The 26897-nt window shown below is 69.2% G+C and carries 27 protein-coding genes and 2 tRNA genes; 17 read left to right on the top strand and 12 right to left on the bottom strand.

Annotated features, from left to right (window positions below):
- Positions 1-209: 209 nt before the first annotated feature.
- A tRNA-Thr gene (locus ACN9MP_RS13460) sits at positions 210-285 on the top strand.
- A gap of 63 nt (positions 286-348) precedes the next feature.
- On the opposite strand, the gene ACN9MP_RS13455 is transcribed toward ACN9MP_RS13460, so the two are convergent.
- Positions 349-1290 carry a LysR family transcriptional regulator gene (locus ACN9MP_RS13455; RefSeq protein WP_426320935.1) on the bottom strand — a complete coding sequence of 314 codons (942 nt, stop codon included), beginning with the start codon at positions 1288-1290 and terminating at the stop codon, positions 349-351.
- 119 nt (positions 1291-1409) lie between these two features.
- On the opposite strand from ACN9MP_RS13455, the gene ACN9MP_RS13450 reads away from it, so the two are divergent.
- The 4 genes from ACN9MP_RS13450 to ACN9MP_RS13435 all read left to right on the top strand — a co-directional run bounded on the left by ACN9MP_RS13450 (position 1410) and on the right by ACN9MP_RS13435 (position 4587).
- Positions 1410-2402, top strand: coding sequence for a DUF1852 domain-containing protein (locus tag ACN9MP_RS13450; protein WP_426320933.1), 993 nt, complete (start codon positions 1410-1412; stop codon positions 2400-2402).
- Positions 2399-3460, top strand: a complete 1062-nt coding sequence (locus ACN9MP_RS13445; RefSeq protein WP_426320932.1) for a methionine synthase — start codon at positions 2399-2401, stop codon at positions 3458-3460. Before ACN9MP_RS13450 ends, ACN9MP_RS13445 begins: the two co-directional genes overlap by 4 nt.
- Positions 3447-4031, top strand: a complete 585-nt coding sequence (locus ACN9MP_RS13440) for a flavin reductase family protein (RefSeq protein ID WP_426320930.1) — start codon at positions 3447-3449, stop codon at positions 4029-4031. Before ACN9MP_RS13445 ends, ACN9MP_RS13440 begins: the two co-directional genes overlap by 14 nt.
- A gap of 160 nt (positions 4032-4191) precedes the next feature.
- Positions 4192-4587 (top strand): hypothetical protein, encoded by a 396-nt coding sequence (locus ACN9MP_RS13435; RefSeq protein WP_426320928.1) that lies wholly within the window; start codon positions 4192-4194, stop codon positions 4585-4587.
- A gap of 66 nt (positions 4588-4653) precedes the next feature.
- Here the strand turns inward: ACN9MP_RS13435 and ACN9MP_RS13430 are convergent, their stop codons facing one another.
- Positions 4654-5610: an EamA family transporter gene (locus tag ACN9MP_RS13430; RefSeq protein WP_426320927.1), complete on the bottom strand. Its 957-nt coding sequence runs from the start codon at positions 5608-5610 to the stop codon at positions 4654-4656.
- An 83-nt stretch (positions 5611-5693) separates the two neighbouring features.
- Between ACN9MP_RS13430 and ACN9MP_RS13425 the strand changes: the two genes are divergently transcribed.
- The 3 genes from ACN9MP_RS13425 to ACN9MP_RS13415 are packed head-to-tail and all read left to right on the top strand — an operon-like array spanning position 5694 to position 9149.
- The gene (locus ACN9MP_RS13425; protein ID WP_426320925.1) at positions 5694-8084 is read left to right on the top strand and encodes an MMPL family transporter; all 2391 of its coding nucleotides are present in this window, start codon (positions 5694-5696) and stop codon (positions 8082-8084) included.
- On the top strand, positions 8081-8680 hold the full coding sequence (locus ACN9MP_RS13420; RefSeq protein ID WP_426320923.1) for an isochorismatase family protein: 600 nt from the start codon (positions 8081-8083) through the stop codon (positions 8678-8680). The genes ACN9MP_RS13425 and ACN9MP_RS13420 overlap by 4 nt, the downstream gene beginning before the upstream one ends.
- Complete coding sequence (locus ACN9MP_RS13415; RefSeq protein ID WP_426320921.1) at positions 8673-9149, top strand: GNAT family N-acetyltransferase; 477 nt, start codon at positions 8673-8675, stop codon at positions 9147-9149. Before ACN9MP_RS13420 ends, ACN9MP_RS13415 begins: the two co-directional genes overlap by 8 nt.
- A 98-nt stretch (positions 9150-9247) precedes the next feature.
- Here ACN9MP_RS13415 and ACN9MP_RS13410 read toward each other — a convergent pair.
- The 3 genes from ACN9MP_RS13410 to ACN9MP_RS13400 form a co-directional block, all read right to left on the bottom strand.
- Positions 9248-9320, bottom strand: a tRNA-Lys gene (locus ACN9MP_RS13410).
- Positions 9321-9383: 63 nt separating this feature from the next.
- Positions 9384-10856 carry a protein kinase domain-containing protein gene (locus ACN9MP_RS13405; protein WP_426320919.1) on the bottom strand — a complete coding sequence of 491 codons (1473 nt, stop codon included), beginning with the start codon at positions 10854-10856 and terminating at the stop codon, positions 9384-9386.
- Positions 10857-11047: 191 nt separating this feature from the next.
- Positions 11048-11716, bottom strand: coding sequence for a fasciclin domain-containing protein (locus tag ACN9MP_RS13400; RefSeq protein WP_426320917.1), 669 nt, complete (start codon positions 11714-11716; stop codon positions 11048-11050).
- Positions 11717-12089: 373 nt separating this feature from the next.
- Here ACN9MP_RS13400 and sigK point away from each other — a divergent pair, with 373 nt between their 5' ends.
- From sigK to ACN9MP_RS13370, 6 genes are all read left to right on the top strand, one after another.
- Positions 12090-12692 carry an ECF RNA polymerase sigma factor SigK gene (gene sigK / locus ACN9MP_RS13395; protein WP_426320915.1) on the top strand — a complete coding sequence of 201 codons (603 nt, stop codon included), beginning with the start codon at positions 12090-12092 and terminating at the stop codon, positions 12690-12692.
- Entirely contained in the window at positions 12689-13504 is an 816-nt protein-coding gene (locus ACN9MP_RS13390) for an anti-sigma factor domain-containing protein (RefSeq protein WP_426320913.1), read from the top strand. The genes sigK and ACN9MP_RS13390 overlap by 4 nt, the downstream gene beginning before the upstream one ends.
- A 149-nt stretch (positions 13505-13653) precedes the next feature.
- Positions 13654-14001: a helix-turn-helix transcriptional regulator gene (locus ACN9MP_RS13385; RefSeq protein WP_426326028.1), complete on the top strand. Its 348-nt coding sequence runs from the start codon at positions 13654-13656 to the stop codon at positions 13999-14001.
- A gap of 71 nt (positions 14002-14072) precedes the next feature.
- The gene (locus ACN9MP_RS13380) at positions 14073-14480 is read left to right on the top strand and encodes a VOC family protein (protein ID WP_426320911.1); all 408 of its coding nucleotides are present in this window, start codon (positions 14073-14075) and stop codon (positions 14478-14480) included.
- 84 nt (positions 14481-14564) lie between these two features.
- Positions 14565-15203, top strand: coding sequence for a DNA-directed RNA polymerase subunit beta (locus tag ACN9MP_RS13375; RefSeq protein WP_426320910.1), 639 nt, complete (start codon positions 14565-14567; stop codon positions 15201-15203).
- 330 nt (positions 15204-15533) lie between these two features.
- Complete coding sequence (locus ACN9MP_RS13370) at positions 15534-16421, top strand: aminodeoxychorismate lyase (protein ID WP_426320908.1); 888 nt, start codon at positions 15534-15536, stop codon at positions 16419-16421.
- Positions 16422-16494: 73 nt separating this feature from the next.
- On the opposite strand, the gene pstB is transcribed toward ACN9MP_RS13370, so the two are convergent.
- From pstB to ACN9MP_RS13335, 7 genes are all read right to left on the bottom strand, one after another.
- Positions 16495-17274 (bottom strand): phosphate ABC transporter ATP-binding protein PstB, encoded by a 780-nt coding sequence (gene pstB / locus ACN9MP_RS13365; protein WP_426320906.1) that lies wholly within the window; start codon positions 17272-17274, stop codon positions 16495-16497.
- Positions 17275-17306: 32 nt separating this feature from the next.
- Entirely contained in the window at positions 17307-18413 is a 1107-nt protein-coding gene (gene pstA, locus ACN9MP_RS13360; protein WP_426320905.1) for a phosphate ABC transporter permease PstA, read from the bottom strand.
- Between the two features lies 1 nt (position 18414).
- Positions 18415-19359, bottom strand: a complete 945-nt coding sequence (gene pstC / locus ACN9MP_RS13355) for a phosphate ABC transporter permease subunit PstC (protein WP_426320903.1) — start codon at positions 19357-19359, stop codon at positions 18415-18417.
- Positions 19360-19435: 76 nt separating this feature from the next.
- Positions 19436-20554, bottom strand: a complete 1119-nt coding sequence (gene pstS, locus ACN9MP_RS13350) for a phosphate ABC transporter substrate-binding protein PstS (protein WP_426320902.1) — start codon at positions 20552-20554, stop codon at positions 19436-19438.
- A gap of 164 nt (positions 20555-20718) precedes the next feature.
- Positions 20719-21657 carry an NUDIX hydrolase gene (locus tag ACN9MP_RS13345; RefSeq protein WP_426320900.1) on the bottom strand — a complete coding sequence of 313 codons (939 nt, stop codon included), beginning with the start codon at positions 21655-21657 and terminating at the stop codon, positions 20719-20721.
- Positions 21654-23819: an RNA degradosome polyphosphate kinase gene (locus ACN9MP_RS13340; RefSeq protein WP_426320898.1), complete on the bottom strand. Its 2166-nt coding sequence runs from the start codon at positions 23817-23819 to the stop codon at positions 21654-21656. The genes ACN9MP_RS13345 and ACN9MP_RS13340 overlap by 4 nt, the downstream gene beginning before the upstream one ends.
- A 70-nt stretch (positions 23820-23889) precedes the next feature.
- Positions 23890-24585, bottom strand: a complete 696-nt coding sequence (locus ACN9MP_RS13335) for a response regulator transcription factor (RefSeq protein WP_426320896.1) — start codon at positions 24583-24585, stop codon at positions 23890-23892.
- A gap of 137 nt (positions 24586-24722) precedes the next feature.
- On the opposite strand from ACN9MP_RS13335, the gene ACN9MP_RS13330 reads away from it, so the two are divergent.
- From ACN9MP_RS13330 to ACN9MP_RS13320, 3 genes are all read left to right on the top strand, one after another.
- Entirely contained in the window at positions 24723-25013 is a 291-nt protein-coding gene (locus tag ACN9MP_RS13330; RefSeq protein WP_426320894.1) for a hypothetical protein, read from the top strand.
- Between the two features lie 166 nt (positions 25014-25179).
- Positions 25180-25782: an FABP family protein gene (locus ACN9MP_RS13325; protein WP_426320892.1), complete on the top strand. Its 603-nt coding sequence runs from the start codon at positions 25180-25182 to the stop codon at positions 25780-25782.
- Between the two features lie 2 nt (positions 25783-25784).
- Positions 25785-26897, top strand: a complete 1113-nt coding sequence (locus tag ACN9MP_RS13320; protein WP_426320890.1) for a YgfZ/GcvT domain-containing protein — start codon at positions 25785-25787, stop codon at positions 26895-26897.

Genomic DNA, 26897 nt, shown 5'->3' with positions numbered 1-26897 from the left:
CACGATCCACGGACCGCGCACGCTTCGTCGCGGACCGCGTTCGAACCTACGTGGGCGTCGCCGACATCTCGAAACGTCCGTAACACGTCGACACCCAGTCGGGGCAGGAGCGGCACGCGGTGTCAGGGCGCCCGCGGAGCGGCCTGTGGTTCGCGAGCACTCTCGCGACACTGTAAGATCGTTACTCGTGCATCGCGCAAGCGAGGCGCGCCACCTTAGCTCAGACGGCAGAGCGATTCACTCGTAATGAATAGGTCAAGGGTTCGATTCCCTTAGGTGGCTCCACATTCACCTGATCACCGACGGCCTTCTTCGTCCTCACGAATGCGCTGCCCGCTGATCCAGTGACTAGCCGAGCAGTGCGACGCCGAACTCGGCGACCACAGCTCGCACCTCAGCAAGGTACCGCTGCGCCTGTTCGGTCAGGGGAATCGCGGCGTGGCCGATCCAGCCGATCTCGATGCGTTCGTCGACGTCGAGCGGGATGGCGACGATCTTGGGGTCGAGCTCCTCGCTGATGATGCCCGTCGAGATCGTGTAACCGTCAAGCCCGATCATGAGGTTGAAGATGGTCGCTCGGTCGGCGACCCGGATCTGCTGCTTGCTCGACAGGGTGGAGAGGATCTCCTCGGCGAAGTAGAACGAGTTGTTCGCCCCCTGGTCGAAGGTGAGCCGCGGCAGATCGGCGAGATCGGCGAGAGTCGCACGCTTCCGCGAGGCGAGCGGGTTGGTCCGGGAGATGAAGATGTGCGGGTCGGCGAGGAAGAGAGGGTGGAACGCGAGTCCGGATTCCCGAAGCAGCTTGTCGATGACCTTGTGGTTGAAGTCGTTCCGGTACAGGATCCCGATCTCGCTGCGGAGCGTCCGGACGTCCTCGATGATGTCCCACGTGCGCGTCTCACGCAGCGAGAACTCGTACTCGGCCGCCCCGCTGGCTTTCACCATCCGAACGAACGCATCCACCGCGAACGAGTAGTGCTGCGCCGACACTCCGAGCAGCCGCCGCGAGGGCGGTCGGCCGAGGTAGCGCTGCTCGAGCAGCGCCACCTGCTCGACGACCTGTCGGGCATACCCGAGGAACTCCGCGCCGTCGACGGTGAGCGTGACCCCGCGGGCGGAGCGGGCGAGGAGGGCTCGGCCCACCCTCGCCTCGAGGTCCTTCATGGCCGCGGACATCGTCGGTTGTGCGACGTACAGCACGTCGGCAGCGGCGGAGATCGACCCCTCTGCTGCCACCTCGATGAAGTAGCGGAGCTGCTGCAGCGTGAGCCCGCTCGACCCTGGTGCCATAGGTCAACGCTATACCCATCCATAGACGCGGCGAGTTACCCGATATCAACCGGACACCTGCACCATTGAGGCATCACTTGCGAAGGCCGGCTTCGGCCCATCACCCACCGGATTGGCCCATGTCGGACGAGTTCACATTCAGCTTCACCACCACCCGCTTCGACGAGGATTACTCGCCGTCGGAGAGCTCACGGATCACAACGAACTTCGCCAACCTGGCCCGCGGCGACCAGCGTCAGCAGAACCTGCGCAACACGCTGACGATGATCAATCGCCGGTTCAACGATCTCGCGCGCTGGGACAACCCGCACGGGGATCGCTACGCGGTCGAACTCGAGATCGTCTCCGTGCAGCTGCGGTTCGCCGCGGAGGGCGAAGACCGGGAATTCCCGTTGCTCGAGATCCTCGACACCCAGATCGTCGACCGATGGACGGGTGCACGCCAGCATGGGATCGTCGGCAACAACTTCTCGTCCTACGTTCGGGACTTCGACTTCAGCGTCGTGTTGCCGGCGTTCAATGACGGCGCCACCAAGCCGACGGTCCCGGACGACTTCGGGGATCTGCATGGCAAGCTGTTCCAGCATTTCCTCGGCTCGACGACGTACCAGGACCGCTTCCCGAAGCCGCCCGTCATCTGCATCAGCGTCTCGACGAGCAAGACCTACCATCGGACGGCGAACGAGCATCCCGTCCTCGGCGTCGAATACCAGCAGGACGAGTTCTCGCTGACCGACCAGTACTTCGGGAAGATGGGACTGCAGGTTCGCTACTTCATGCCTCGCGGCAGCGTGGCTCCGCTCGCGTTCTATTTCCGCGGCGACCTGCTGAACGACTACACCAACCTGCAGCTCATCAGCACGATCAGCACGATGGAGACGTTCCAGAAGATCTATCGACCCGAGATCTACAACGCGAACTCGGCCGCCCCGGCGGTCTACCGGCCGAGCCTGGAAGCGCAGGACTACTCGCGGACTGAGATCGGGTATGACCGCGTCGAGCGCAGCCAACTCGCAGTCACCCAGGGAAAGTACACGGAGGAGCACTTCATCACGCCGCACAGAGATGTGCTGGAGCGATGGGCTGCCGGCTACCTCACCCGAGCCGCATGATGAGCGGGGCATCTTCAGCTTCGAACACATTCCTGCCGACCTCGATCGTCGGCAGCCTCCCGAAACCGTCGTGGCTCGCACAGCCGGAGACGCTCTGGTCTCCGTGGAGGCTGCAGGACGATGCACTGGTCGAAGGAAAACAGGATGCGCTGCGTGTCGTCGTCCAGGAGCAGACCCGACGCGGCATCGACATCGTCAGCGACGGTGAGCAGACCCGCCAGCATTTCGTCACGACGTTCATCGAGCACCTCAGCGGCGTGGACTTCGAGCAGCGCGCGACGGTGCGCATCCGCGATCGCTACGACGCGAGCGTACCGACCGTCGTCGGGTCGGTCGGTCGCGAGCGGCCCGTTTTCGTCGACGACGCGAAGTTCCTCCGCCAGTCCACGGATCGTCCGATCAAGTGGGCTCTCCCCGGCCCCATGACGATGGTCGACACGCTCTACGACGCCCACTACAGAAGCCGCGAGAAGCTTGCCTGGGAGTTCGCGGGGATCCTCAATCAGGAGGCGAGAGAACTCGAAGCAGCGGGTGTCGACATCATCCAGTTCGACGAGCCCTCGTTCAACGTCTTCTTCGATGAGGTGCGGGACTGGGGCGTTGCGGCGCTCGAAAGAGCGGTCGAAGGGCTGCGCGCAGAGACCGCCGTTCACATCTGCTACGGCTACGGGATCAAGGCGAACACCGACTGGAAAGCGACCCTGGGGTCGCAGTGGCGGCAATACGAAGAGTCGTTCCCGCTCCTGCAGCGGTCCGCCATCGACATCGTCTCGCTGGAATGCCAGCACTCCCACGTCCCGATGGACCTCATCGAGCTCATCCGTGGCAAGAAGGTCATGCTGGGCGCCATCGACGTAGCGAGCGAGGCGATCGAGACTCCCGAGGAAGTCGCGGACACCCTCCGCAAGGCGCTCAGATTCGTCGACGCCGACAAGCTCGTGCCCAGCACCAATTGCGGCATGGCGCCGTTGCCTCGTGACGTTGCACTGGCAAAGCTGAGCGCGCTCAGCGCGGGGACGAACATCCTTCGGGAGGAGCTGGCCGTTGACCAGCCTTGACCCGCATGCGTCCCTCGCGGCGGACCCGATCCGGCCGCTGAAGAGCGGCTTCTCGTCGTCCCTTTCGCCCGACGAGTTCAGAGGCCTGTTCCGCGGGCACCCCGCGGGTGTCGCCGTCATCACGGCCGACACGGGTGAGGGACCCGTCGCGCTCACGGCGACGTCGGTCGCCTCGGTGAGCGCCGAGCCCCCGTTGCTCATCTTCTCGATCTCGTCACTGTCGTCGGCTTCCGGCGTACTGGCGCGCGCCGACACCGTCGTCGTGCACCTTCTCGACGCACACGACCTCGAGGTGGCGAAGGCCGGGGCGGCCAGGGGCGTCGATCGCTTCGACCAGACGCACCGCTGGTCGCGCCTGGTCACCGGTGAGCCGGTGTACCTCGATGTCCGCGCCTGGGTACGCTGCGCTGTCATCGATCGCATGGATGCCGGAACCTCCACGGTCATCGCCGCGCATGCGCTGCAGTCCCACATCGAGCGCGGCGTCGACACTGACGTGCACGGCGACGCGTTGGTCTACCACAACCGAACGTGGCACCGTCTGGGGAACCACTCGCGCATCGAGAGCTGACGTATCGGTTCGCATCCGCCGCGCCAGTGGTGCCAGGAGCGGGGCTGGCGGGCAATGTCGGGCAGAGACGTACCGATATGACGCGATGCGTCCGGTATGCTCGCAGTCGGAACGGCCGCGAGCGAGCGGCCGTTTTCCGTATCCGAAGGACGGTGGTGCGTTGTCCGAGGCGATCGACGCCCTCGCCGAGATCTTCTCGTGGGTCGGGTTCGGTGTCGGCGCGCTGCTGGCGGGCGTGGCCCTGATCATGTACCTGCTCGACGGCACGTGGGTGCCGGCGCGGGCCGTCGTCGAGACCACTCCCGAGGGCCGCCTGGTGCGCTGGTTCGACGAGGATGGCGGCGTGGGCGAAGCGCACCTCACGCACGACCAGGACCACCACATCGGCGACGCCGACATGGCCGACATCTACATCCGTCGCGGATCGCCGAACCGGATGCGGCTGACCCGGCGTTCACCGGCGGTGCGCGCGGTGGCCTTGATGGCGATCGGGATGCTGACGCTCGGGCTGGTCGCGGTCGTGACCTCGCTCGTGATGCTCTTCGTGCGAGGGTGAGTCCGGACCCCGCTCGCGACACCCCCGGCAGTGCGAGTCCGCGCCCGCGCCATCGCCGGCGCTGAATCAGGCGACGGCGAGCATCCCCCCTGCCGTGAGCGCAAGGGCGAGACCGATCCACTGCACGGGGGCCACGCGCTCCCGCAGCACGATGGCGGCGAGCAGGATGGTGCCGGCGGGGTAGAGCGCGGTCAGCGCCGAGACGACGGACAGGTCGCCGCTCCGAAGCGCGAACAGCATCAGCGCATTGGCCGAGGCATCCGCGATTCCGCATGCGATGGCCAGCCACCACGCACGGCGCGCCGGCGCCGCGAGCCCAACCTCAGCCGAGGTCGCGTGCTCGAGGTCGGCGTGTCCGGTCGGCGTCGCCCCGAGCGGAGGCCCGGACACTTGGAGCACCGACCGGGCCGGTGCGCCCCGGCGCACGGCTGCCGCGGCCATCACCCCGACGAAGGCGACGGTGACGAGCGCGCTGGTGGCGCGGCTCGTCACGAGTGGCACGAGGCCGCTCTCGGACGAGGTCTGATCGATGAGGATGAGAAACGCCCCGATGGCGAGCCCCGATCCCGTGGCCATCAGAAGGCCGCGCGCGGTCGGCCGCACGATGTTCGCTCCGGGGAGGAAGCCGACGAGCACGACCGCGACGAGCGCCACCGCCAGACCCCCGTACCCGATGGGTGCGAGTGAGTCGGCTTTCACGAGCAGCCCCCAGAGCATCGGAGCGATCGCGGAGACCAGCGCCGTCAGCGGCGAGAGGATGCTCATCGGACCGATGGCGAGACAGGCGTAGAGCAGCGCGACCGCGAGGACGCCGGCGATTCCGGCCAGCATGCCCCACATCACGTCGGGCAGGGTCCAGAGCCCGCCGAGCAGCGGTTGCGCGATCGCCAGCGCGACGAGCCCCGAGGCGGCGGCGACGGCGGTGACGACGATCGAACGCAGGCGCCGCGCGGCCAGGCCGCCGAGGAAGTCCGCCGAGCCGTAGACGACGGCCCCCACGAGGGCGACGACGGCGGACAGCATCGCGACCAGCTTAGGGGGGCGGAATGCTGAGAAGAGCTTCGACCTCGGTCGTGCGAATCTAGATTGCTAGATAAGCTAGCGATATGACTTCGCCTCATCCCTCGCGCCGGAGCGCTCCCGGCTGGCTACGCATCGGCATTCCCGTCGTCCTGGTCCTCGTGTGGCTCACGGTGGGATCGATCGGAGGGCCGTACTTCGGCAAGGTCGACGAGGTCTCGAGCAATGACCGATCGTCGTTCCTGCCCGAGAGCGCGGACGCCACGCAGGTGAACGAGCGGCTCGGCGACTTCCTGGGGAGCGACAGCATCCCCGCCGTCGTGGTCGTCACAGGTGACGGCGAGCTGTCGGAGGGCGACATCGCCGAGGTGCAGACGCTCGCCGACGACATCGCGGCGGTCGACGGCGTTCAGGCGGATGTCTCGCCGCCGATTCCCTCCGATGACGGCCAGTCCGTGCAGATCTTCGTGCCGATCGACGCCGCGGGGGAGGTCGGACCGACCGTCGAGGACATCCGCTCGCTCGTCGCCGACGACCTCCCCGCAGGCCTCGACGGGTGGGTCACGGGTCCCGCGGGCTTCACCGCCGACCTCGTCGAGGGCTTCCTGGGCATCGACGGCCTGTTGCTCGCGGTCGCCCTGATCGCGGTGTTCTTGATCCTCGTCATCGTCTACCGCTCGCCGCTCCTGCCGATCCTCGTGCTGCTCACATCCGTCTTCGCCCTGTGCGTGGCGCTCCTCACCGTGTGGTGGCTGGCGTATGCGGGAATCGTCGTGCTCAACGGCCAGGTGCAGGGCATCCTCTTCATCCTCGTGATCGGCGCCGCCACCGACTACGCCCTGCTCTACGTCGCGCGGTTCCGCGAGTCCATCGCGACCGGCATGCGGAGATGGGATGCCACCACCCGGGCGTGGCGTGGATCCTTCGAGCCCATCCTGGCCTCAGGCGGCACGGTGATCGCGGGCCTGCTGTGCCTGCTGCTCTCGGACCTGGCCACGAACCGCGCACTGGGTCCCATCGCCTCCATCGGGATCGCCTTCTCGATGCTGTCGGCGCTGACGTTCCTTCCCGCGCTGCTGGCGCTGTGCGGGCGTGCGGCGTTCTGGCCGTTCATCCCGAGGCAGCCCCTGGCGATGATCCCCGACGACCTGACGCAGCCGGTGAAGGGTCTCTGGCCGCGACAGGCGCGCTTCGTCGCGCGGCACGCGCGGCTCGTGTGGATCGCCTGCACCGTCGTGCTGCTGGCGGGAGCGCTCGGCATCACGCAGCTGAAGGCCGACGGCGTGCCCACGAGCGACCTGGTTCTCGGCGCCTCCGAGGCTCGCGACGGTCAGGCCGTGCTCGCCGAGCACTTCCCGGCCGGCTCCGGCTCACCCGTGTACGTCATCGTGCCCCAGGACGACCTCTCCGACACGGCACAGGTGCTGTCGGCGTCGAACGGGGTCGACTCCGTGGCCGTCGCTTCGGAGGACTCGCCGACGGGACAGGCGGCGGTGGAGATCGAGGACGGCGAGGCCGTGCTGACCCCGGTCGGTCCGCCCGGGACCGCCGTTCCCGAGCCGACGAGCTCCCACGGCGACGTGCTCGTGATCGGAACGCTGACGGATCCGGCGGACTCCGTCGCGGCCGAAGACACCGTGCGCGAGCTTCGCGCTGGCCTCGACGACGCGCTCGGGGCGGGCGCGGCCATCGTGGGCGGCGAGACGGCGACCGACATCGACACCAACGACACGTCGATCCGCGATCGCACCGTCATCATCCCGGTCATCCTGGCGGTGATCCTGGTCATCCTGATGCTGCTGCTGAGGTCGATCCTCGCGCCGGTGCTGCTCATCCTGACGGTCATCCTGTCGTTCGCCACGGCCCTCGGCGTGAGCGCGCTCGTCTTCAACGAGGTGTTCGGGTTCCCGGGCGCCGACCCCGCGGTCCCGCTCTACGGGTTCGTGTTCCTCGTCGCGCTCGGGGTGGACTACAACATCTTCCTGATGTCGCGCGTGCGCGAGGAGTCGCTCGTCCATCGCACGAGACCGGGCATCCTGCGGGGGCTGGTGGCCACGGGCGGCGTCATCACGTCGGCGGGTCTTGTGCTGGCGGCGACGTTCGCGGCGCTCGGCGTCATCCCGATCCTCTTCCTCGCGCAGATCGCGTTCGTCGTGGCGTTCGGCGTGCTGCTCGACACCTTCATCGTTCGCTCGCTGCTCGTCCCGGCGCTGTCGTACGACATCGGGAAGGCGATCTGGTGGCCCTCCGGACTGTGGCGCCGGGATGGCGGAGGGGACGCGGGCGCGGGCAGCAACTCCTCCTCGGCCGTGCCGAACCGGGCCGGTGCGCCTGCCGCCGAGCCTGTTTCGGCGGCGCCAGGGGGAGTCGTGACACCTGCCGGATCGCCGCTGCCCGCGGCATCCGATCGTGAGCTGGTAGCAGGTGACGGGCATGGCCTCACCCGCGAGGAGCACCGGCGTACGCTCGAGTCATGAGCAAAGCGCTGTTCATCGTCGACGTTCAGAACGACTTCACGGAGGGCGGTGCGCTCGCCGTGGAGGGCGGCGACGCCGTCGCCCGGCACATCTCGGAGTTCCTGGTCACGCACGCCGAGGAGTATTCGGTCATCGTGGCCTCACGGGACTGGCATCACGGCGAGGGCGACAACGGCGGGCACTTCCATCCGGAGCCCGACTTCGTCGACACGTGGCCCGTGCACTGCGTGAGCGGCACCGAAGGCGCGGAGTACGACCCCGGCCTCGACACGTCGGCGGTCACGCACCACGTCAAGAAGGGCCAGGGCGTGCCCGCGTACTCTCTGTTCGAGGGCACGACCGACGAGGGCGTGACCGTCGCCCAGCTCCTCGAGGAGCACGGCGTCGTCGACGTCGACATCGCCGGCCTCGCGACCGATTACTGCGTGCGCGCGTCGGCGCTCGACGCGATCGAGCACGGCCGGCATGTGCGGATCCTCACCGATCTCGTCGCGGGCGTCGCCGCCGAGACGAGCGACGCCGCTCTCGCCGAACTGGCGCACGCGGGAGCCGAGCTGGCGACCTCGGGCGCCGGGAACTCGGGAACGGATGCCTGAGACCCGGCGCACCGGCCGGCCCGTGACCCCGATCCGCCCTCTCGCCGCCGCCGACCACGCGGCCTGGCTGCCGCTGTGGGAGGCGTACATCGACTTCTACGAGTCGGAGGTCTCGGACGAGCAGACTGCGCTGACGTGGAGCCGACTGCTCGACCCGCAGTTCCCCATCCACGGTGCGGTCGCGCTGGATGTCGCGGGTCGCACCGTCGGCTTCGTGCACTGGCTCACCCATGCCGCCACCTGGTCGGCGGTGCCCTATGTGTACCTCGAGGACCTGTACGTCGCGCCCGATGTGCGCGGCGCCGGGGCAGGCCGTGCGCTCATCGGCCACGTGACCGAGTGGGCGCGCGAGCACGGCGCCGCGAAGGTCTACTGGCTGACGCAGGAGACCAACCTGACCGCGCGGACGCTGTACGACCGCGTCGCGACGCACACCGGGTTCGTTCACTACGAGGTCGGGCTCGACTGAGGGCGCAGCGCCTATCTTGCCGGGTGTTCTCGGTCGAGTCCGAGAAGAGAGTGGTGCCCCATGAGCGGCGGGGAGCCCGCTGAAGCAAGCACCCGAGGTGGGCCCCGTGGGGCTCGAACCCACGACCCGCGGATTAAAAGTCCGATGCTCTACCGACTGAGCTAGAGGCCCTCGACGACAAGCCTACTTGTCAGAAGGTGCGGATTTCGCCGCCCAGGCTCTGTCGTTCGGCGCTCAGCCTTTGCCTTTGCCGTTGCCGCTGTTGCTGCCGGGGCCGTTCCCCTTGCCGTTGCCGTTGTTGCTGCCGGGGCCGCTGTTGTCGGTCGTTCCCCCGCCGGTGTTGTCGACGGGCTGTTGGTTCGGCGCCGGGATCTGCTCGGCGGGCTGGTCCACGGGAGTCTGGTCGGCCGGCGCCTGCTCGGCCGGCACCTCTTCGGCGGGCGCCTCCTCGGTCGGTGCCGGAGCCTGTTCCTCCACCGGCGTCGTCGGCTCCGGCTGCGGCTGCGCCGCCCAACCGTTCGTCAGCAGCAGCGCCCCGAGCGCCAGTGCGAGCGCGAGCAGCGCCGCGAAGATCGCCCCGATGATCATCGCCCGGCGGGTCGGCCGGCGCTGCTCATCCGGGACGGTGGGGAGGACGGATGCCGCGGCAGCCGTCTCGGCGAGAACCACCGGCGCGGCGGCGGTCATGCGGGCATCGCGGCGAAGGGCTGCGCGCGTGCCCGGAACGCCGGGCGGCGGAACGGGTGCGGGGACGAGCGGGGGCGACGGGAAAGCCTGCGTCGGGCCGGTGGCGGTCGTCGGGATGGGCGTCGCGATGGGCGCGGTCGCGGGGTCGGCCTTCTCGCGGGCGAGGCTGTTCTCCATCGCCGCCAGGCGGGAGGATGCCGTGACCACCTCGAGCGCGGTCGGCCGGTCTTCGGGGCGGATGGCCGTCATCCCGCGGAGCAGGCCCTGCCACGAGGGGTGAAGCGTCTCGGGAATCTGGGGGGCCGACGACAGCCGCGCCACGACGGTGCCGATGCCCTCCGCGTCCCCGAAGGGGCGCTCGCCGGTCAGCGCTTCGATCAGCAGGAGCCCGAACGCGTAGATGTCGGCGGGCGGTGCGGGAGGGACTCCGCGTGCCTGCTCCGGCGCGACGTACGCCATGGTGCCGACGATGACTCCCGGGGTCGTCACACGGGCCGAGTCCATGAGGTAGGCGATGCCGAAGTCGCCGAGCTTCGCCCGCCACTCCCAACCCGGCCGGGGCGACTCCCGCAGGAGAACGTTGGACGGCTTGATGTCGCGGTGCACGACTCCGTGCTGATGGGCGACGTGCAGACCTTCGGCGATGTCGATGGCGATCGACGCCACCACCCTCGGATCGACGGGCCCCCTGGCGATGAGATCGCGGAGGGTGATGCCGTCGACGTGCTCCATGACCAGGTAGCTGGTCTCGTCCGAACCGACCCGCGCGTCGAAGACGGTGACGAGCGAGTGGTGACTGAGGGAGGCGAGCAGAGTCGTCTCCGAGAGGGCGCGCTCGACCGAATCGATGCCGTCGGTGGGCTCGCGGAAGACCTTCACCGCCACGGATCGCTGGAGATGGGTGTCGTCGGCGCGGTAGACGCGCGCCATTCCTCCCTCGCCGATCCGCTCCTGCAGGACGTAGCGATCGTCCAGGAGCTCGCCTGTCGAGATCTCTCCCGACTCGCGCAGGTCCGTCACATGCCCTCCCACTCGGGTGCCCGCACCCCTCCGGCGCTGCCCCAGGCTGTCTTCACGTTATGCGGACCACCGTACGGACAAGAACCCCTTGACGCGCCCGTCCAAGCGTGCATAGGCACCACGAGACCGCCGGCGTCTGGCAACGCCGGCGGTCTCGCGCCCCCCTGCATGCCGGCCGGAGCCGGCGTCGGTCACTGTGCCGGAGGCATCAGGACCGCGTCGATGAGGTACACCGTGGCGTTGGCGGTCTGCACGCCACCGCAGATGACGTTGGCGTCGTTGACCATCCATGCGTCACCCTCGCCGGTGACCTCGAGATCGGCGCCCTGCACCGTCGTGTGCGTGCCGGCGATGTCGGCCGGCTCGATCCGGCCCGGGACCACGTGGTACGTGAGGATCGACGTCAGCGTCGCAGTGTCGGTCTTCAGCGCCTCGATGGTGGCCGGGTCGATCGCCGCGAAGGCGTCGTCGACAGGGGCGAACACCGTGAACTCGTCGCCGTTGAGGGTGTCGACCAGGTTCACGTCTGGGTTCAGCTGGCCGCTCACCGCGGCGGTGAGCGTCGTCAGCACCGGATTGTTGGATGCTGCGACCGCGACCGGATCGGCCGACATCCCCTCGATCGAGCCCGCGCCGTCGGGGACGGCATCGGCGTAGGCGGCGCAGCCGGGGCCGACGAGGTCGGCGGCGGGGTCTGCCGTCATCGCCTCTTCGGTGGCCTCCATGGATGGGGCCGCGGACGGCTCCGTCGTGGACTCGGCAGCGGATCCGCCGCCCATCGAACACGCGGACAGCGCGAACGTCGCGGCGACGGCGAGGGCGAGGCCCGCAGAGAGTCGCTTCCCGGTGATGCGAGACATGTCTTCCTCCTCAGAACGGTCGTGGCGACCGCGGTCTGCTGGTGGTCCCCGGTGCGGGGAGCGAGCCGCTGGAGCGGCTGCACGGACTCTTCGGAGGGCTTCCGGGTTCGGATTGGAAGTCTGTGCCGGAACGGATGCCGCGGCACGGCCGCTTCCGGTGTCGCGACAGGCGGCATCCGCCGGATCGTCCCGCGTGTTGCGCGAGACGAAGACGCGTCCCGCACCCGGTCCAATCCGAAACCCGCGGTGGGGCGAACAACTCCCGACGGATGGTTCGCCCCACGATCTCACCGCGTCGGTGCCGCCAGGGGTGGAAGTGTACTCGTTCACGTTCGGATGAGCGGTGTCGGTTCGGAAGGGGGGCGGGTAGGGCATGCTGGTGGACATGGTGATCGACGGCATCGACGTGCCCGAGGACGGCACCGAGCCGGTCGACCACGTCGGCGAGCTCCTCGGGCGCGTGGCAGCGGGCGACGAGGCCGCCTTCGGCCGGGTCTACGACATGCTCTCGCCGCGGGTCTTCGGCCTCATCCTGCGTGTGCTGGTCGACCGGGCGCAGAGCGAAGAGGTGCTGCAGGAGGTCTTCCTCGAGATCTGGCAATCCGCTTCGCGGTTCGCTTCGAACAGGGGTCAGGGAAGGTCGTGGGTGCTCACGATCGCGCATCGTCGGGCCGTCGACCGAGTGAGGTCGTCGCAGGCGAGCACCGATCGGGACGTGCGTGCGGGCTTCCGTGATCTCGACGTGGCCCATGACGCGGTCTCCGAGCAGGTGGAGCTGCGCATCGAGGGGCAGAGGGTCGCGGCAGCGCTCTCGGCGCTGCCCGACGCCCAGCGCGAGGCGCTGACCCTCGCCTATTACGGGGGTTACAGTCAGAGCGAGATCGCGGCGATGGTGGGCTCGCCGCTGGGCACGATCAAGACGAGGATGCGGGACGGATTGTCCCGCCTGAGGACCGAGATGGGGGTGACCGCATGATGGAAGAGAAGGAGTTCGCCGAACTGGCAGCAGGCGCCGCCCTCCACGCGCTGTCACCTGCCGATCAGCGGGCGTTCGACGTCGCCCGTCGCGCGCACCCCGAGTGGGATCACTGGGTGCGGACGGATGCTGCCACCGCGGCCGCACTCGCCGACGGTGTCGCCGACGCCCTTCCGCCGTTGACGCTGCGCTCCACGCTGATGTCGCGCATCGCCGCGACCCCCCAGGTGCCGGCGATGGACCCGTCGGTCGCCGCGTCGGCCGAGCCTGTGCAGCAGTGGTCGCCGCCCGCACCCGAGCAGCCGCAGGTCGAGCCGCCGCCGCCCACGGCGGTGATCCAGGCGGTTTCGCGCCGCAACTGGACCCGGGGCATCCTCGGGCTCGCCGCATCGATGGTGCTGCTGGTCGCACTCGGGCTCGGCGCCGCACTGCTCAACGACTACATGAATCGCCCGCCCGAGATCGTGGCATTGCAGCAGATCGAGGACGCGCCCGACGCGCAGTCGGCGACGGTGGCGGTGACCGACGGCGGCACCGCGACGGCGCACTGGTCGGAATCGGTCGGCAAGGTGGTGCTCCAGTCGCAGGGTCTTCCCGAGATCGCCGACGATCAGAGCTTCGAGCTGTGGTTCGTGCGTGCGGGCACTCCGGTGTCGGCAGGAGTCTTCGAGTCGACCGACGGCTCGGCGACCGCACTGCTTGAGGGCGCGATGGAGCCCGGCGACACGATCGCGGTCACCATCGAGCCGGAGGGCGGTTCGCCGGACGGCAAGCCCTCGTCCGACCCCATCGTGGCGATTCCCACTGCATGACGCCGAACCAGATCGCTGGGCAGGGGAAAGCACGCCGGGCGGGAGTCCGCTCTTCCGGGTAGCGTGAGGGCGTGGCATCCGTCTCCCAGAAGACACCGGCGGGGCAGTCGACGCAGACCCTCGCACATCTGCGCCGGGCCCGCGACCTGATGGACCGCGACTACGCGCAGCCCCTCGACGTGCCCACGATGGCGACGAAGGCGCTCATGTCTCCCGCCCACTTCTCGCGCGAGTTCAAGGCGGCGTACGGCGAGACGCCGTACGCGTATCTCATGACCCGGCGCATCGAGCGCGCCATGGCGCTGCTGCGCGATGGCGTGTCGGTGACGGATGCCTGCACCGCGGTGGGCGCGACTTCACTCGGCTCGTTCAGCTCGACGTTCACCGAGATCGTGGGGGAGACGCCCAGCTCGTATCGCTCACGCCCGCACGAGGCGGCGGAGGCGATGCCGCTGTGCGTGGCGAAGATCCTGACGCGACCGACGCGCTACGCCTGAGGCGGCACGGCGGCGGGAATCGAGCAGGATCGGAGAAGCGCCCGCCGCGCGCTCACCGTAGCGTGGCCGGCATGACGAACATCTCACTCGCGTACAGCCCCATCACCGTCGACGACGTCGACGCCGCCCTTGCGTTCTACCGTGACGGACTCGGCCTCGAGGTGGTCAACGACGTCGCCTACGACGGCCACCGCTGGGTGAGCTTCGGCTTCCCCGGGCAGCCCGGGCTCTCGCTGGTGGTATCGGATCCCACTGCCGGCCGCTCGCCGGAGGACGGCGACGCGCTCCAGCGGCTCGTCGTGAAGGGCTCGGGCCCCGGACCCTACGTCTTCACGACGACCGACCTCGACGCGACGTTCGAGAAGCTGCGCGCGTTCGGCGCCGAGGTGCTGCAGGAGCCCAAGGAGCAGGGGTGGGGTCCGCGCGACGCGGCATTCCGCGACCCTGCGGGCAACCACATCCGGATCAACCAGGGCTGAGCCGGGGGTCGGGTCATGTGCCTCCCGTGGGTGGCCGCGATGCAGCGCGAGCCCGTGCTCGTGGCGGCGGGTAGCCTGGAAGGAATGAGCGACTCGTCCAGGGAGTTCCACAAGCCCGTCCGCCGACCGGGCGAACTCTTCGACCGGGTGTTCTCCGCCGAGGACCCGGCCGAGGTGTCGCGCGTCGCCCACACGACCGCGCATGCCCTGCTCGCACGGGTGCGTGCCGACCCCGATGGGGCGATCGTCGACCGGCTCGTCGCGTTCACCGATGAGCACGGCATCGACGACCTGGCCGAGCTGTGGTCGCGCTCGCCGGCGAAGACGCTCCCCGGCGCACTGTGGCGGCTGTACCTCGTGCAGCTCATGATCCACGACGACCCGCGCACGGCCGCCTTCCTGTACGAGCGCGGTCGTGTCGAGCTCCGCTCGGCTGACGACGTCGTGGCGGGGGCGCCGTCGCCCGCCGGTCCCGAGGAGCTCGTCGCGCTCGTCGACACGATCCTCCGCGGACTGTTCGAAGGCGACTTCGCCGTCGCGCTCGACCGGGCGGCGGCCTTCTGCCGCGTGCAGGCGTCGGGTGCCACGCACGTGGCCGACGACTACGAGGCGACCGAGCCGGAGCGGGCGTCCGCGTTCACCACGCGCGCCCTGCGTCTGTCCGACTATGCCGCAGACCTCGCCGCCTGCGCGGCCCTCTGGCGTCGCGACGCCCTGACCTGAACCTCCGCCGTGTCGCGGATGTCGCGACACGCCGGGCCGCGGCATCCGCCTTCCGCCTCCGTCGTCGCTGTCGCCGCCGTGGCTCGGGCTCGCCACAATGTCGGAGACCGCCGTCGCGTCGGAGCCGGTCGGCGGGGTCCTCCGACAGCGTGAATATCTCCGAGCTTGTGGCGGCGGGGACGCCGGGCATGAAAGTGCCGGGCCGCAGAACGCCTCTCGGCGCGGTGCCGCTCGAAGCGGCAAATTTTGGAGCCCGGGGTTACTGCGGCCCGGCCATGACAGTCTAACCGAGGCGGAGGGCACCGTATTCCGACCCTCTAGGCTCAGGGGATGGCATTGCGTTTCGCGCTCGTGATCGAGCCCGCGGCATCGGATGACCCCCGCCCCGACTTCGGCGGCTCGTTCCGGGTCATCGACCCGTCGGCTCCCGCACTGAGCGTCGGCGAGCTGAGCACGCAGCGCGGCGACGGCATCTTCGAATCGATCGGTGTCGTCGACGGGCACGCGCAGGAGACACAGGCCCACCTGGAGCGCCTCGCCCATTCGGCGGAGATCTGCGACCTCCCGGTCCCGCACCTCGAGCAGTGGCGCCAGGCGGTCGAGATCGCCGCGCAGCACGCGCCCAGCCAGGGGGAGGGCGTCATCAAGCTCATCCTGAGCCGCGGGGTCGAGCACGGGCCGGCGCCGACCGCGTGGGTCACGGTGAACGCGGCCCCCGACAACACCGCGGCCCGGGAGCGCGGCATCCGCGTCGTCACGCTCGATCGCGGCTATGGCATCGACACGCCGGCCAGCGCTCCCTGGCTGCTCCTCGGCGCGAAGACTCTGTCGTACGCGGTCAACATGGCGGCCCTCCGCGAGGCGAAGCGGCGCGGCGCAGACGACGCGATCTTCGTCACCTCGGACGGGTTCGTGCTCGAGGCGCCGACGGCGTCGCTCATCCTGCGCATCGACGGCCGGTTCGTCACGCCCGCGCCCAACGGGGGCATCCTCCACGGCACCACGCAGCTCAGCCTGTTCGCTCATCTCGAAGAGCAGGGACTCGCGACGGGCTACGAGACGCTTCCGATCGGTGCAATGGGGAAGGCGGATGCTGCGTGGCTGCTGTCGAGCGTGCGTCTGGCTGCTCCCGTCACGGCGATCGACGGCGTGGAGGTGCCGGTGGACGCCGAGCTCACGGCATCCTTCAACCGCTACCTGCTGAGCCCCCGCGACTGACGCTTCCGGCTGCTACCCGTGTCTCGATACGGCTCGTTCCTCGCCACTCGAGAACCGGATCCGGTCGTCGCGACTACCCGAATCGGCCCGAGACGTAGTCCTCGGTCGCCTGAACCGACGGCGTCGTGAAGATCGTCCGGGTCTCGTCGTATTCGATGAGCTTGCCGGGCTTGCCGGTGCCGGCGATGTTGAAGAACGCCGTCTTGTCGCTCACGCGCGACGCCTGCTGCATGTTGTGCGTGACGATGACGACGGTGTAGTCGTTCTTGAGCTCGCCGATCAGTTCCTCGATCGCGTACGTCGAGATGGGGTCGAGCGCCGAGCAGGGCTCGTCCATCAGGATCACCTCGGGCGACACGGCGATCGCGCGCGCGATGCACAGACGCTGCTGCTGACCGCCCGAGAGGCCCGAGCCGGGCTTGTCGAGCCGGTCCTTGACCTCGTTCCACAGGTTCGCGCCGCGCAGCGACTTCTCGACGAGCGCGTCGGAGTCCGACTTCGAGAGCTTCTTGTTGTTCAGCTTCACTCCGGCCAGCACGTTCTCCTTGATCGACATCGTCGGGAACGGGTTGGGCCGCTGGAACACCATCCCGACCTGGCGGCGCACGAGCACGGGGTCGACGTTCGGGGCGTAGAGGTTGTTGCCGTCCAGCAGCACCTCGCCCTCGACGCGGGCGCCGGGGATGACTTCGTGCATGCGGTTGAGGGTGCGCAGGAACGTCGACTTGCCGCAGCCGGAGGGGCCGATGAACGCGGTGACGCTGCGCGGCTCGATCTCGAGCGCGACGCCCTCGACGGCGAGGAAGTCGCCGTAGTAGACGTTGAGGTCGTTGACTTCGATGCTCTTGGACATGATTCCTGTCGGTGCTTTCGGGTGGGGGATGCTCAGCGGCCCAGCTTGGGCGAGAAGACCTTGGCGACGATGCGCGCGATGAGGTTCAGGAGCATCACGAGGACGATGAGGACGAGCGCGCACGCCCACGCGCGGTCGATGTACGCCTGGGCCGGGATGCCCTGGTTCATGTACTGGGAATAGGCCATGACGGGGAGCGTCATCATGCGGCCCTCGAAGAGGTTGTAGTTCATGGATGTCGCCACCCCGGCGGTGAGAAGCAGCGGCGCGGTCTCGCCGATGACGCGCGAGATGGACAGCATGACGCCGGTGGTGATGCCGGCCATCGAGGTCGGCAGCACCACCTTCGCGATCGTGCGCCACTTGGGCACGCCGAGGGCGTAGGAGGCCTCGCGCAGCTCGTTGGGGACGAGGCGCAGCATCTCCTCGGTCGAGCGCACGACGACCGGGATCATGAGCACTGAGAGTGCGACCGAGCCCATGATGCCCATGCGGATGCCGGGGCCGAGGAAGAGCGCGAACAGGGCGTACGCGAACAGGCCGGCGACGATCGACGGGATGCCGGTCATGACATCGACGAGGAACGTGATGCCGCGGCTCAGGCGCCCGTCGCGGCCGTACTCGACCAGGTAGATCGCTGTGAAGATGCCGATCGGGATCGAGATGACGGCGGCGGCGAGGGTGATGAGCACCGTGCCGACGATGGCGTGGAGTGCACCGCCGCCCTCACCGACGACGTTGCGCATCGAGTTGGAGAAGAACTCCGCGGACAGACCGGCGACGCCGTTGACGACCACCGTGACGGCCACCGAGACGAGCGGGACCATCGCGATGAGGAAGGCCAGCGTCACGACGCCCGTGACGAGGCGGTCGACGGCCTTGCGCCGGCCCTCGACGAGACTCGAGGTGACGGTGATGAGCACGAGGTAGAGCAGAGCGGAGACGATGAGCCACGCGGCCACATCGAAGCCGCGGTCGTCGGCCATCGCCACGATGCCGAAGAGGAGGGCCGACAGACCGGCGCTGGCGCCCAGGAGCGCCCACGGGACGGAGCGCTTCAAGTGCCCGCTGGTCAGCCGGCGGCTGGGCTCGGCCGGCCGGGGAGTGGGGGTCTGCGGGGGAGCGGTCACGAGCGTCATGTCAGTTGGCTCCCGAGAATTCCTTGCGCCGGCTGACGATCCACCGGGCGACGGCGTTGACGGCGAAGGTGACGATGAAGAGGATGAGGCCCGTCGCGATGAGGACGTTGATGTTGAGCCCGTACGCCTCGGGGAACGTCAGGGCGATGTTGGCCGGGATCGTGCCCGGGTTCTCGGACGTGAACAGCTTGAACGTCACGACGTTCGCCACCGAGAGCACCATGGCGACCGCCATGGTCTCGCCGAGCGCACGGCCGAGGCCGAGCATGGACGCCGAGACGATGCCGCTGCGGCCGAAGGGGAAGACGGCCATGCGCACCATCTCCCAGCGGGTGGCGCCCAGCGCGAGGGCTGCCTCCTCGTGGAGGACGGGGGTCTGGAGGAAGATCTCGCGGCAGATCGCCGTGATGATCGGGACCACCATGACGGCGAGCACGATCGCCGCCGTGAAGATCGTGCGACCGGTGCTCGAGACCGTGCCGGCGAAGAGGGGGAACCATCCCATGTGGGCGTTGAGCCACGCGTAGACCGGCTGCACGGCGGGCGCCAGCACGAGGATGCCCCACAGGCCGAAGACGACGGAAGGCACCGCGGCGAGCAGGTCGACGATGTAGCCGAGACCCTGCGCGAGGCGCCGCGGTGCGTAGTGCGAGATGAAGAGTGCCACCGACACGGCCAGCGGCACGGCCATGAGGAGGGCCAGGAACGATGCCCACACCGTGCCGAACGCGAGCGGCCACACGTACTCCCAGAAACTGCCCGAGAGGATGCTGGCGGTGTCGCTCGTGGCGGTCAGGCCCGGGATCGACTGGATGATGAGGAAGATCGCCACGGCAGCCAGCGTGACGAGGATCATCACGCCGGCGCCGAGCGCGGTTCCCGAGAACCAGCGGTCGCCCGGCCGCTGCTTGACCCTGCCCGTCTCGCGGGCGGTCGTGGTGGTCATGGTGTCCTTCTGGATTCGGGTCTCTCAGGGGTGATACCCGGCCCGGTCGTGAGACCGGACCGGGTATCGGTGTGTGTTACTCGGTGACGATCGAGTCGATCGCGGCGTTCACCTTCTCGCGGAGCGCGTCGGAGATCGGGGCGCTGCCGGCCGCGGCGGCAGCCGCGTCCTGCCCCTCGGGGCTGGCCACGTACTCGAGGTAGCCCTTGACGATCGGGGCGACGGCCGCGTCGGCGTACTCCTGGCACGCGATCATGTAGCTGACGAGAACGATCGGGTAGACGCCCGCGACCTCCGACGTGCGGTCGAGCGCGATGGCGAGGTCGCCCTCGCCGCGGCCGTCCTCGAACGGCGACTCGTCGACGACCGCGGCGGCGGCCTCGGGCGAGTACTCGACGAACTCGTCGCCGACCTGGATCGCGGCGGTCGACAGGCCCTCCTCGGCGGCGCGCGACGCGTCGGCGTAGCCGATGGTGCCGTTGCCGCCCGAGACGGCGGAGACGACGCCGGAGGTGCCCTGGGCGGCCTCGCCGGCGGCCGGGGTCGACGGCCACACGCCGTCGGGCTCGTACGTCCAGACGTCGCCGGCGGTCTGGTACAGGTAGTCGGTGAAGTTCTCGGTGGTGCCCGAGTCATCAGCGCGGTGCACCGGCGTCACGGCCAGGTCGGGGAGGTCGACACCCTCGTTGAGCGCGGCGATCGCCGGGTCGTTCCACTTCGTGATCGTGCCGGCGAACAGGCCCGCGGTGGTCGCGGCGTCGAGGTTGAGCGAGTCGACGCCCTCGACGTTGAAGATGACCGCGATCGGCGAGATGTAGGTCGGGAGCTCGATGATGCCCGAGCCGTCGACGCACGCGTCGAACGGTCCGGCCTCGATCTCCTCGATCTTGAACGCGCGGTCCGAGCCGGCGAACGGGAATGCGCCGGCCTGGAACGACTCGCGTCCCGCGCCCGACCCGGAGGGGTCGTAGGTGATCGTGACGTCGGGGTTGGCCTGCTGGAAGCCTGCGGTCCAGGCCTGGACTGCCACCTCCTGCGACGACGCGCCGCCGCCGGCGATCTCGCCGGAGAGGTCGGACGCAGCCGTGGTCTCGCCGGTGGTGCCGCCGGAGGCCTCGTTCGCGGCGCAGCCGGCGAGGGTGAGAGCCGCGATCGCGGCGACAGCGCCCACCTGGGCGATGCGAGAGATCTTCACTGTGTGAATCCTTCACGTGTCAGGGAATTCAGGCCCGTAGCAGGCCTTCGGGTGAGAACCCGGTGCGGGGTTCGCTCTGAAACGTAGGCTCGGACCCTTAAGAGATTGCGCTTCGCCGGTGAACGGAAGGTGAACGGCAGGAGGTGGGCAGGTGCGCGAGGGCGTCAGACCTTCGGCGTGTGGGTCTCGATCGTCACGATCCCCGAGCCGGGATTGTCGACCGACAGGTGCACCACCGAGAACGCGGCGGGCTCGAGCGCCGACGCGCTGCCCAGATAGGAACCGCGCAATGTGCCGGTCGCGAGGGCCAGTTCGCTGAGGATGTCGGGCAGGACGGGCCCGTGGCTGCACAGCACGGCGGGCCTGCGCGAGCGCACCCGGTCGCCGATCACCGTGCGGGCGTCGGACTTGCCTTCCTCCCACGCGTCCTGACTGATGAGCTTCGTGGTGTCGATGGTGCGGCCGAGCGCCGACGACAGGGGAGCGACCGTCTTCATGCAGCGCGTGGCCGGGCTCGAGACGATCCTGCGAACGCCGAACGCGAGCAGCGGACCCACGATCGAGTTCGCCTGCTTCTTCCCGCGCGGGGCCAGCGGGCGCGCAGCATCCTTCCCCTTCCACTCCTCACGCGAGACCGCCTTGGCGTGACGCAGAGCGACGATGGGAAAGGTGCGCAGCACGCCCTCGTCGATGAGGCGCAGGAAGTTCTCGACGATCTCGACATCGACGGGGTAGCTCAGCCTCATGAGGGCCTTCTTGGGTGAGAGCCACTCGATGGCGGCGATCTCCTTGTTGGGAACGAAGGCGGATGAGCGGATGGCGGCATCCGTCGCCTCTGCCGCCCAGTAGTGCACGATCTTGGTGCGCTTGCTCGGCAGGCGATATCTCGACACGCCCACCGGGACGCCCAGCGAGACGCGGATGCCGGTCTCCTCGCGGATCTCGCGGACCGCTGTCTCGGCGAGCATCTCGCCGGGATCCACCTTGCCTTTGGGGAGGGTGATGTCGCGGTACTTCGTGCGGTGGATCACGAGAACGCACACCTTGTCGTCCACGATGCGCCAGACGACGCCGCCGGCCGCGTAGACGGCGGTCTCCGTCATCGCACCGCCCGTGCGCGCCGGCGGCGCTGCACGTTGGTCATCGTCCGGTCCTGCAGGTCGACGAGCGGCTTGCCGTCCGGGCCGAGGTTGTGACGCACCCACTCGCCGTCGGGGCCGAGATGCCACGAACTGGTGTGGTCGCTCATCGAGAGGGTGAAGAGGTCGTTGAGTTCCTTGACGTGAGCGGGGGTCGAGACGCGCACGAGCGCCTCGACACGGCGGTCGAGGTTGCGGTGCATCATGTCGGCGCTCCCGATGTAGACGACGGGATCACCGTCGTTGTGGAACGCGAAGATCCGCGAGTGCTCCAGGTAGCGGCCGAGGATCGAGCGAACCGTGATGTTCTCGCTCATCCCCTCGACGCCCGGCTTCAGCGAGCAGATGCCCCGCACGCACACCTCGACCTTCACGCCCGCCTGGCTGGCGCGATACAGGGCGTCGATGATCTGCTCGTCGACCATGGAGTTCACCTTGATGCGCACGCTGGCGGGCTTGCCCGCGAGCGCATTGCGGCGCTCCTTCTCGATGAGGCGCAGCAGGCCCTTGCGCAGGTGGAGCGGTGCGACCAGAAGGCGCTTGAACTTCTTCTCGATCGCGTAGCCGCTCAACTCGTTGAACAGGCGGGTGAGGTCGCGGCCCACGAGGTCGTCGGCGGTGAACAGGCCGAAGTCCTCGTACAGCCGGCTGGTCTTCGGGTTGTAGTTGCCGGTGCCGACGTGGCTGTAGCTGCGCAGCACGCCGTTCTCCTCGCGGATGACGAGCGCGAGCTTGCAGTGGGTCTTGAGGCCCACGAGGCCGTACACGACGTGCACGCCCGCCTTCTCGAGCTTGCGCGCCCAGACGATGTTGTTGGCCTCGTCGAAACGCGCCTTGATCTCGACGAGCGCGAGCACCTGCTTGCCGGCCTCGGCCGCATCGATCAGCGCCTCCACGATCGGGCTGTCGCCGGACGTGCGGTAGAGCGTCTGCTTGATGGCGAGGACGTGCGGGTCCTTCGCGGCCTGTTCGAGGAACGCCTGCACGCTCGTCGCGAACGACTCGTACGGGTGGTGCACCAGCACATCGCCCTTGCGGATCGAGGCGAAGATGTCGGGCCGCTCGTTGTTGTCGCCCGGCTGGAAGGCCAGCGCGGTGGTCGGGAGGTGGGGCTTGTAGTGGAGGTCGGGCCGGTCGATGCGGGCCAGGTCGAACAGGCCGCGAAGGTCGAGCGGGCCGGGCAGGCGGTAGACCTCCTGCTCCGTGATGTCGAGCTCCTTGATGAGGAGGTCGAGTGTCACGTCGTCCATGTCGTCGGTGATCTCGAGGCGGATGGGCGGCCCGAACCGCCGCCGCAGCAGCTCGGCCTCGAGCGCCTGGATGAGGTTCTCGGTCTCGTCCTCCTCGATCACGACGTCCTCGTTGCGCGTGAGGCGGAACGCGTGGTGGTCGAGCACCTCCATGCCGGGGAAGAGGTCGTCGAGGTGGTTGGAGATCAGGTCCTCGAGCGGCAGGTAGCGCACCGTGCCGTCGACGGGCGGAAGCTCGACGAAGCGCGGGAGCATCGGCGGCACCTTGAGACGCGCGAACTCCTGCCGCCCGGTGCGCGCGCTGCGGATGCGGATCGCGAGGTTCAGCGACAGGCCGGAGATGTAGGGGAAGGGGTGGGCCGGATCGACCGCCAGGGGCATGAGAACCGGGAACACCTGCGCCTGGAAGTAGTCGTACAGGGCCGCCCGCTCGTCGTCGTCGAGCGTGTCGTACGACACGACCTCGATGCCGGCATCGGCCATCGCCGGCTTGACGAGCGAGGTCCAGGCCTCTGCGTGGCGCAGCTGCAGGCGGTGCGCCTCGGCGGAGATGTCGGCGAGCACCTCGGCGGGGGAGCGCCCGACATTCGTCGGAAGGGCGAGGCCCGTCACGATACGACGCTTGAGGCCGGCGACGCGCACCATGAAGAACTCGTCGAGGTTGCTCGCGAAGATCGCCAGGAAGTTCGCACGCTCGAGGGTGGGGAGGTTCGGATCCTCGGCGAGCTCGAGCACCCGCTGATTGAAGGCGAGCCAGCTCAGCTCGCGGTCCAGATAGCGGTGGTCGGGGAGTTGCGAGTCGAACACCTCCGACAGGTCGAAGTCGTCGTCGTCCGCGTCGCCCAGTCCGGCGTCGAGCACCTCGGGTTCGATCATCCCCTCATCATTGCAGGGTCATGTGACGAGAGGGTGAACCGGATGGATGCTGCGACCGCAGCGTGCGCCCTCAGGCCTCGGTGCGCTCGCGGGTGGGCTCCGGCTCGTCTTCGTAGACGTTGAAGCGGTAGCCCACGTTGCGCACGGTGCCGATGAGCTGCTCCATGTCGCCGAGCTTGGCGCGCAGCCGCCGCACGTGCACGTCGACCGTGCGCGTGCCGCCGAAGTAGTCGTAGCCCCACACTTCGCTGAGCAGCTGCTCGCGCGTGAAGACGCGCGAGGGATGGGTGGCGAAGAAGTGCAGGAGCTGGAACTCCTTGTACGTGAGGTCGAGCGGCCGACCGTGCACCTTGGCCGAGTACGAGGACTCGTCGATCGTGATGCCGGAGGTCTGGATGCGCGTCGAGACCTGTTCGGCCGACTGGCGGCCGACGGCCAGGCGGATGCGCGCGTCGACCTCGGCGGGGCCGGCCGTGAAGAGGATGACGTCGTCGACGCCCCAGTCGGGCGAGACCGCGGTGAGGCCGCCCTCGGTCACGATCAGCAGCAGCGGCGCGTCGAGCCCGGTCGTGTTCAGGATCTTGCACAGCGACTTGGCGCCCACGAGGTCCACGCGCGCGTCGACGAAGATGATGTCGGCACTCGGGGCGTTGACCAGCTGGGCGGGTTCTGCCGGGATGAGGCGCACGCGGTGGCTCAGCAGTTCGAGCGAAGGCAGGACTGGGCCGCCTCCGTGCGTGGAGCTGAGGACCAGGAGCTGTGCCAATGGATGCCTTCCCGGCGCGTGGGGGCACGCCGCGAACCCCAGTGTAGGGCGTGCCGGCGGAGCGTTCCGCGCTCGTGACGTTCGGGCACGCGGGCGCGCGGGATGCGGGGTGGGGCGTGATGCGGGAAGATGTACTCGTGGCCGTGCCTGAACTCGCCCCTCGCCGCACGTTCGGCGGCATCATCGCCGTCTGGGTGTTCGCGGCGGTGATCGCGGTCGTGATCGGCGTCCTGGCGACGCCGGACTGGCGCGGAGCGTGGCTCGGCGTCGGATTGGGCGGATGCCTCATCGCCGCGTTCGCGATCCAGCTCTGGTCGGGCCGGTCGCAGGGTTTCACCGAGCGGGTCGCGGCGAGCGTCCTGGGCGCGGCGCTGGTCATGGGCGTCATCAGCCTGGGTTTCGGGCTGGCGGCCCTCGTTCCCGCGTAGCACCGCCCGGCACGGCATCCGGTTCCCCTTAGACTGGACGCATGGATCTCGTCGCGCTCGAACTGTTCTACGTGGGTCTGCTCGGTCTGGCGTCGCTCGCGATCGTCTTCGTCTCGGCGGTCGTCGTCAAGAACCTTTACCGCGGCCAGCGCTGACAGGTCGCGTCGTGCTCGACATCCCGACCGGCCTTCCCGCGGAGCTGGTTCCGCTCTCGTGGCTCATCGGCGTGTGGGAGGGCACCGGCGTCATCGACTACGGCGAGCATTCCTATGCCGGCGAGTTCACGCACCGCGTGAGCTTCAGCCACGACGGGGGCGGGTATCTGAACTACTCGGCCGACGCGTGGCTGCATGACGCGGACGATCCCGACCAGCGCACCCGTCTCGTGGCCGAGCTCGGCTACTGGCGCCTGGCGATCCCCGCCACCGAGGGCGACCCGGGTCCCGGCCTGCTGCCGGCGCTCGTCGCCCCTGTCGTCCGCACCGCGGACGACATCGAGAAGCTCCGCAATTCCGACGGCGGGTTCGACCTCGAGGCCGCGCTGGTCCACGCCGACGGCGTCAGCGAGCTGTACCTCGGTCAGATCAAGGGCCCCCGGATCGACATCGCGACCGATGCCGTGGTGCGCCCCGCCGGCGCGAAGTCGTACGCGGCGGCCGCTCGCATGTACGGACTCGTCGACGGCCACCTGCTGTGGGCGTGGGACATCGCGGCCCTCGGCTTCGAGCTCTCGGCCCACGCGTCGGCCCGTCTGGCAAAGGCGGAGTGAGCATGGACAGGGCCGGGCTCTTCGCCGCCGTCCCCGGCGCCGTCGTCGACGACGTGGGGCTGCAGCACGTGGGCAACCCGCTCGTCGAGCAGCGGCGGCTGGCCGCAGGCGCCGCACTCGCGCCGCGCGCGGACCGCGTCGTCATCGCGGTCCCCGGCGACGATCGGCTGACCTGGCTCGACTCGCTCTCGTCGCAGGCGCTGGCCCGGCTCGAGCCGGGTGTCAGCACCGAGCTGCTGATCCTCGACCCGCAGGGGCACGTCGAGCACGCGGCATCCGTCGTCGATGACGGCGCGACCACGTGGCTTATCGCGGACCGCGCAGACGGCACGGCCCTGCACGACTGGCTCCGCAAGATGCGCTTCCGCCTGCGGGTCGATCCCCGCATCGCCGACGACGAGTACGCCGTCGTGGGCGGCACGGCGGCGGCGCTCGAGCGCGTCTCTCCCGCCAGCCCGGCCGGGCTGCCGCTGGTCTGGCGCGACCCCTGGCCCTCGGTCTCGCCCGGCGGCCACGCGTACGCGGCGGTCGACCCGCACCCCGGCGCCGAGCGGGACTGGTCGGAGGCGATCGTCACGCGCGCCGAGGAGCAGCGGATCGCGGATGCTGCGGCCCGGGGCGAGATCGCGCTGGCAGGACTCGCCGCGGTCGAGGCACTCCGTGTCGCCGCGTGGCGTCCGCGCTGGACCACCGATGTCGACGAGCGGGCCCTGCCGCACGAACTCGACTGGCTGCGCACCGCCGTGCACCTCGACAAGGGCTGCTACCGCGGGCAGGAGACCATCGCCAAGGTGCACAACCTGGGCCACCCGCCGCGGAGGCTCGTGGCGCTGCAGCTGGACGGCTCCGGCAGCGTGCTGCCCGCGCACGGCGCGGCCGTGCGTCTGGGCGACGACGCGGTGGGGATCGTCACCTCCGCCGCCCTGCACCACGAGGAAGGGCCGATCGCCCTGGCGGTCGTCCGCAGGACGACGCCGGTAGATGCGGCGCTCACGGTCGACACCGCCGACGGCCCGGTCGCCGCGGCGCAGGAGGTCGTGGTCCCGCCGAACGCGGGCGCCACGGCGAACGTGCCCAGGATCACCCGACTGTCGCGCCGCGCGGCGGCGCAGTAG

It is taken from the genome of Microbacterium sp. E-13 (genome assembly GCF_049912955.1).
Classification (GTDB): domain Bacteria; phylum Actinomycetota; class Actinomycetes; order Actinomycetales; family Microbacteriaceae; genus Microbacterium.
Note: the sequence above shows the minus strand (reverse complement) of the source record. Positions and strands in the feature narration are given on the sequence as shown.

Excerpts from the sequence above, each read along its gene's own strand:
- ACN9MP_RS13420 (WP_426320923.1), top strand. The coding sequence starts at position 8,081 with ATGAGCAAAGCGCTGTTCATCGTCGACGTTCAGAACGACTTCACGGAG.
- ACN9MP_RS13390 (WP_426320913.1), top strand. The coding sequence starts at position 12,689 with ATGATGGAAGAGAAGGAGTTCGCCGAACTGGCAGCAGGCGCCGCCCTC.
- ACN9MP_RS13340 (WP_426320898.1), bottom strand. The coding sequence starts at position 23,819 with ATGATCGAACCCGAGGTGCTCGACGCCGGACTGGGCGACGCGGACGAC.
- ACN9MP_RS13455 (WP_426320935.1), bottom strand. The coding sequence starts at position 1,290 with ATGGCACCAGGGTCGAGCGGGCTCACGCTGCAGCAGCTCCGCTACTTC.
- ACN9MP_RS13370 (WP_426320908.1), top strand. The coding sequence starts at position 15,534 with ATGGCATTGCGTTTCGCGCTCGTGATCGAGCCCGCGGCATCGGATGAC.
- pstA (WP_426320905.1), bottom strand. The coding sequence starts at position 18,413 with ATGACGCTCGTGACCGCTCCCCCGCAGACCCCCACTCCCCGGCCGGCC.
- ACN9MP_RS13375 (WP_426320910.1), top strand. The coding sequence starts at position 14,565 with ATGAGCGACTCGTCCAGGGAGTTCCACAAGCCCGTCCGCCGACCGGGC.
- ACN9MP_RS13415 (WP_426320921.1), top strand. The coding sequence starts at position 8,673 with ATGCCTGAGACCCGGCGCACCGGCCGGCCCGTGACCCCGATCCGCCCT.
- ACN9MP_RS13445 (WP_426320932.1), top strand. The coding sequence starts at position 2,399 with ATGATGAGCGGGGCATCTTCAGCTTCGAACACATTCCTGCCGACCTCG.
- pstB (WP_426320906.1), bottom strand. The coding sequence starts at position 17,274 with ATGTCCAAGAGCATCGAAGTCAACGACCTCAACGTCTACTACGGCGAC.
- ACN9MP_RS13400 (WP_426320917.1), bottom strand. The coding sequence starts at position 11,716 with ATGTCTCGCATCACCGGGAAGCGACTCTCTGCGGGCCTCGCCCTCGCC.
- ACN9MP_RS13430 (WP_426320927.1), bottom strand. The coding sequence starts at position 5,610 with ATGCTGTCCGCCGTCGTCGCCCTCGTGGGGGCCGTCGTCTACGGCTCG.
- ACN9MP_RS13320 (WP_426320890.1), top strand. The coding sequence starts at position 25,785 with ATGGACAGGGCCGGGCTCTTCGCCGCCGTCCCCGGCGCCGTCGTCGAC.
- pstC (WP_426320903.1), bottom strand. The coding sequence starts at position 19,359 with ATGACCACCACGACCGCCCGCGAGACGGGCAGGGTCAAGCAGCGGCCG.
- ACN9MP_RS13345 (WP_426320900.1), bottom strand. The coding sequence starts at position 21,657 with ATGACGGAGACCGCCGTCTACGCGGCCGGCGGCGTCGTCTGGCGCATC.
- ACN9MP_RS13380 (WP_426320911.1), top strand. The coding sequence starts at position 14,073 with ATGACGAACATCTCACTCGCGTACAGCCCCATCACCGTCGACGACGTC.
- ACN9MP_RS13385 (WP_426326028.1), top strand. The coding sequence starts at position 13,654 with ATGGACCGCGACTACGCGCAGCCCCTCGACGTGCCCACGATGGCGACG.
- ACN9MP_RS13425 (WP_426320925.1), top strand. The coding sequence starts at position 5,694 with ATGACTTCGCCTCATCCCTCGCGCCGGAGCGCTCCCGGCTGGCTACGC.
- ACN9MP_RS13450 (WP_426320933.1), top strand. The coding sequence starts at position 1,410 with ATGTCGGACGAGTTCACATTCAGCTTCACCACCACCCGCTTCGACGAG.
- sigK (WP_426320915.1), top strand. The coding sequence starts at position 12,090 with ATGCTGGTGGACATGGTGATCGACGGCATCGACGTGCCCGAGGACGGC.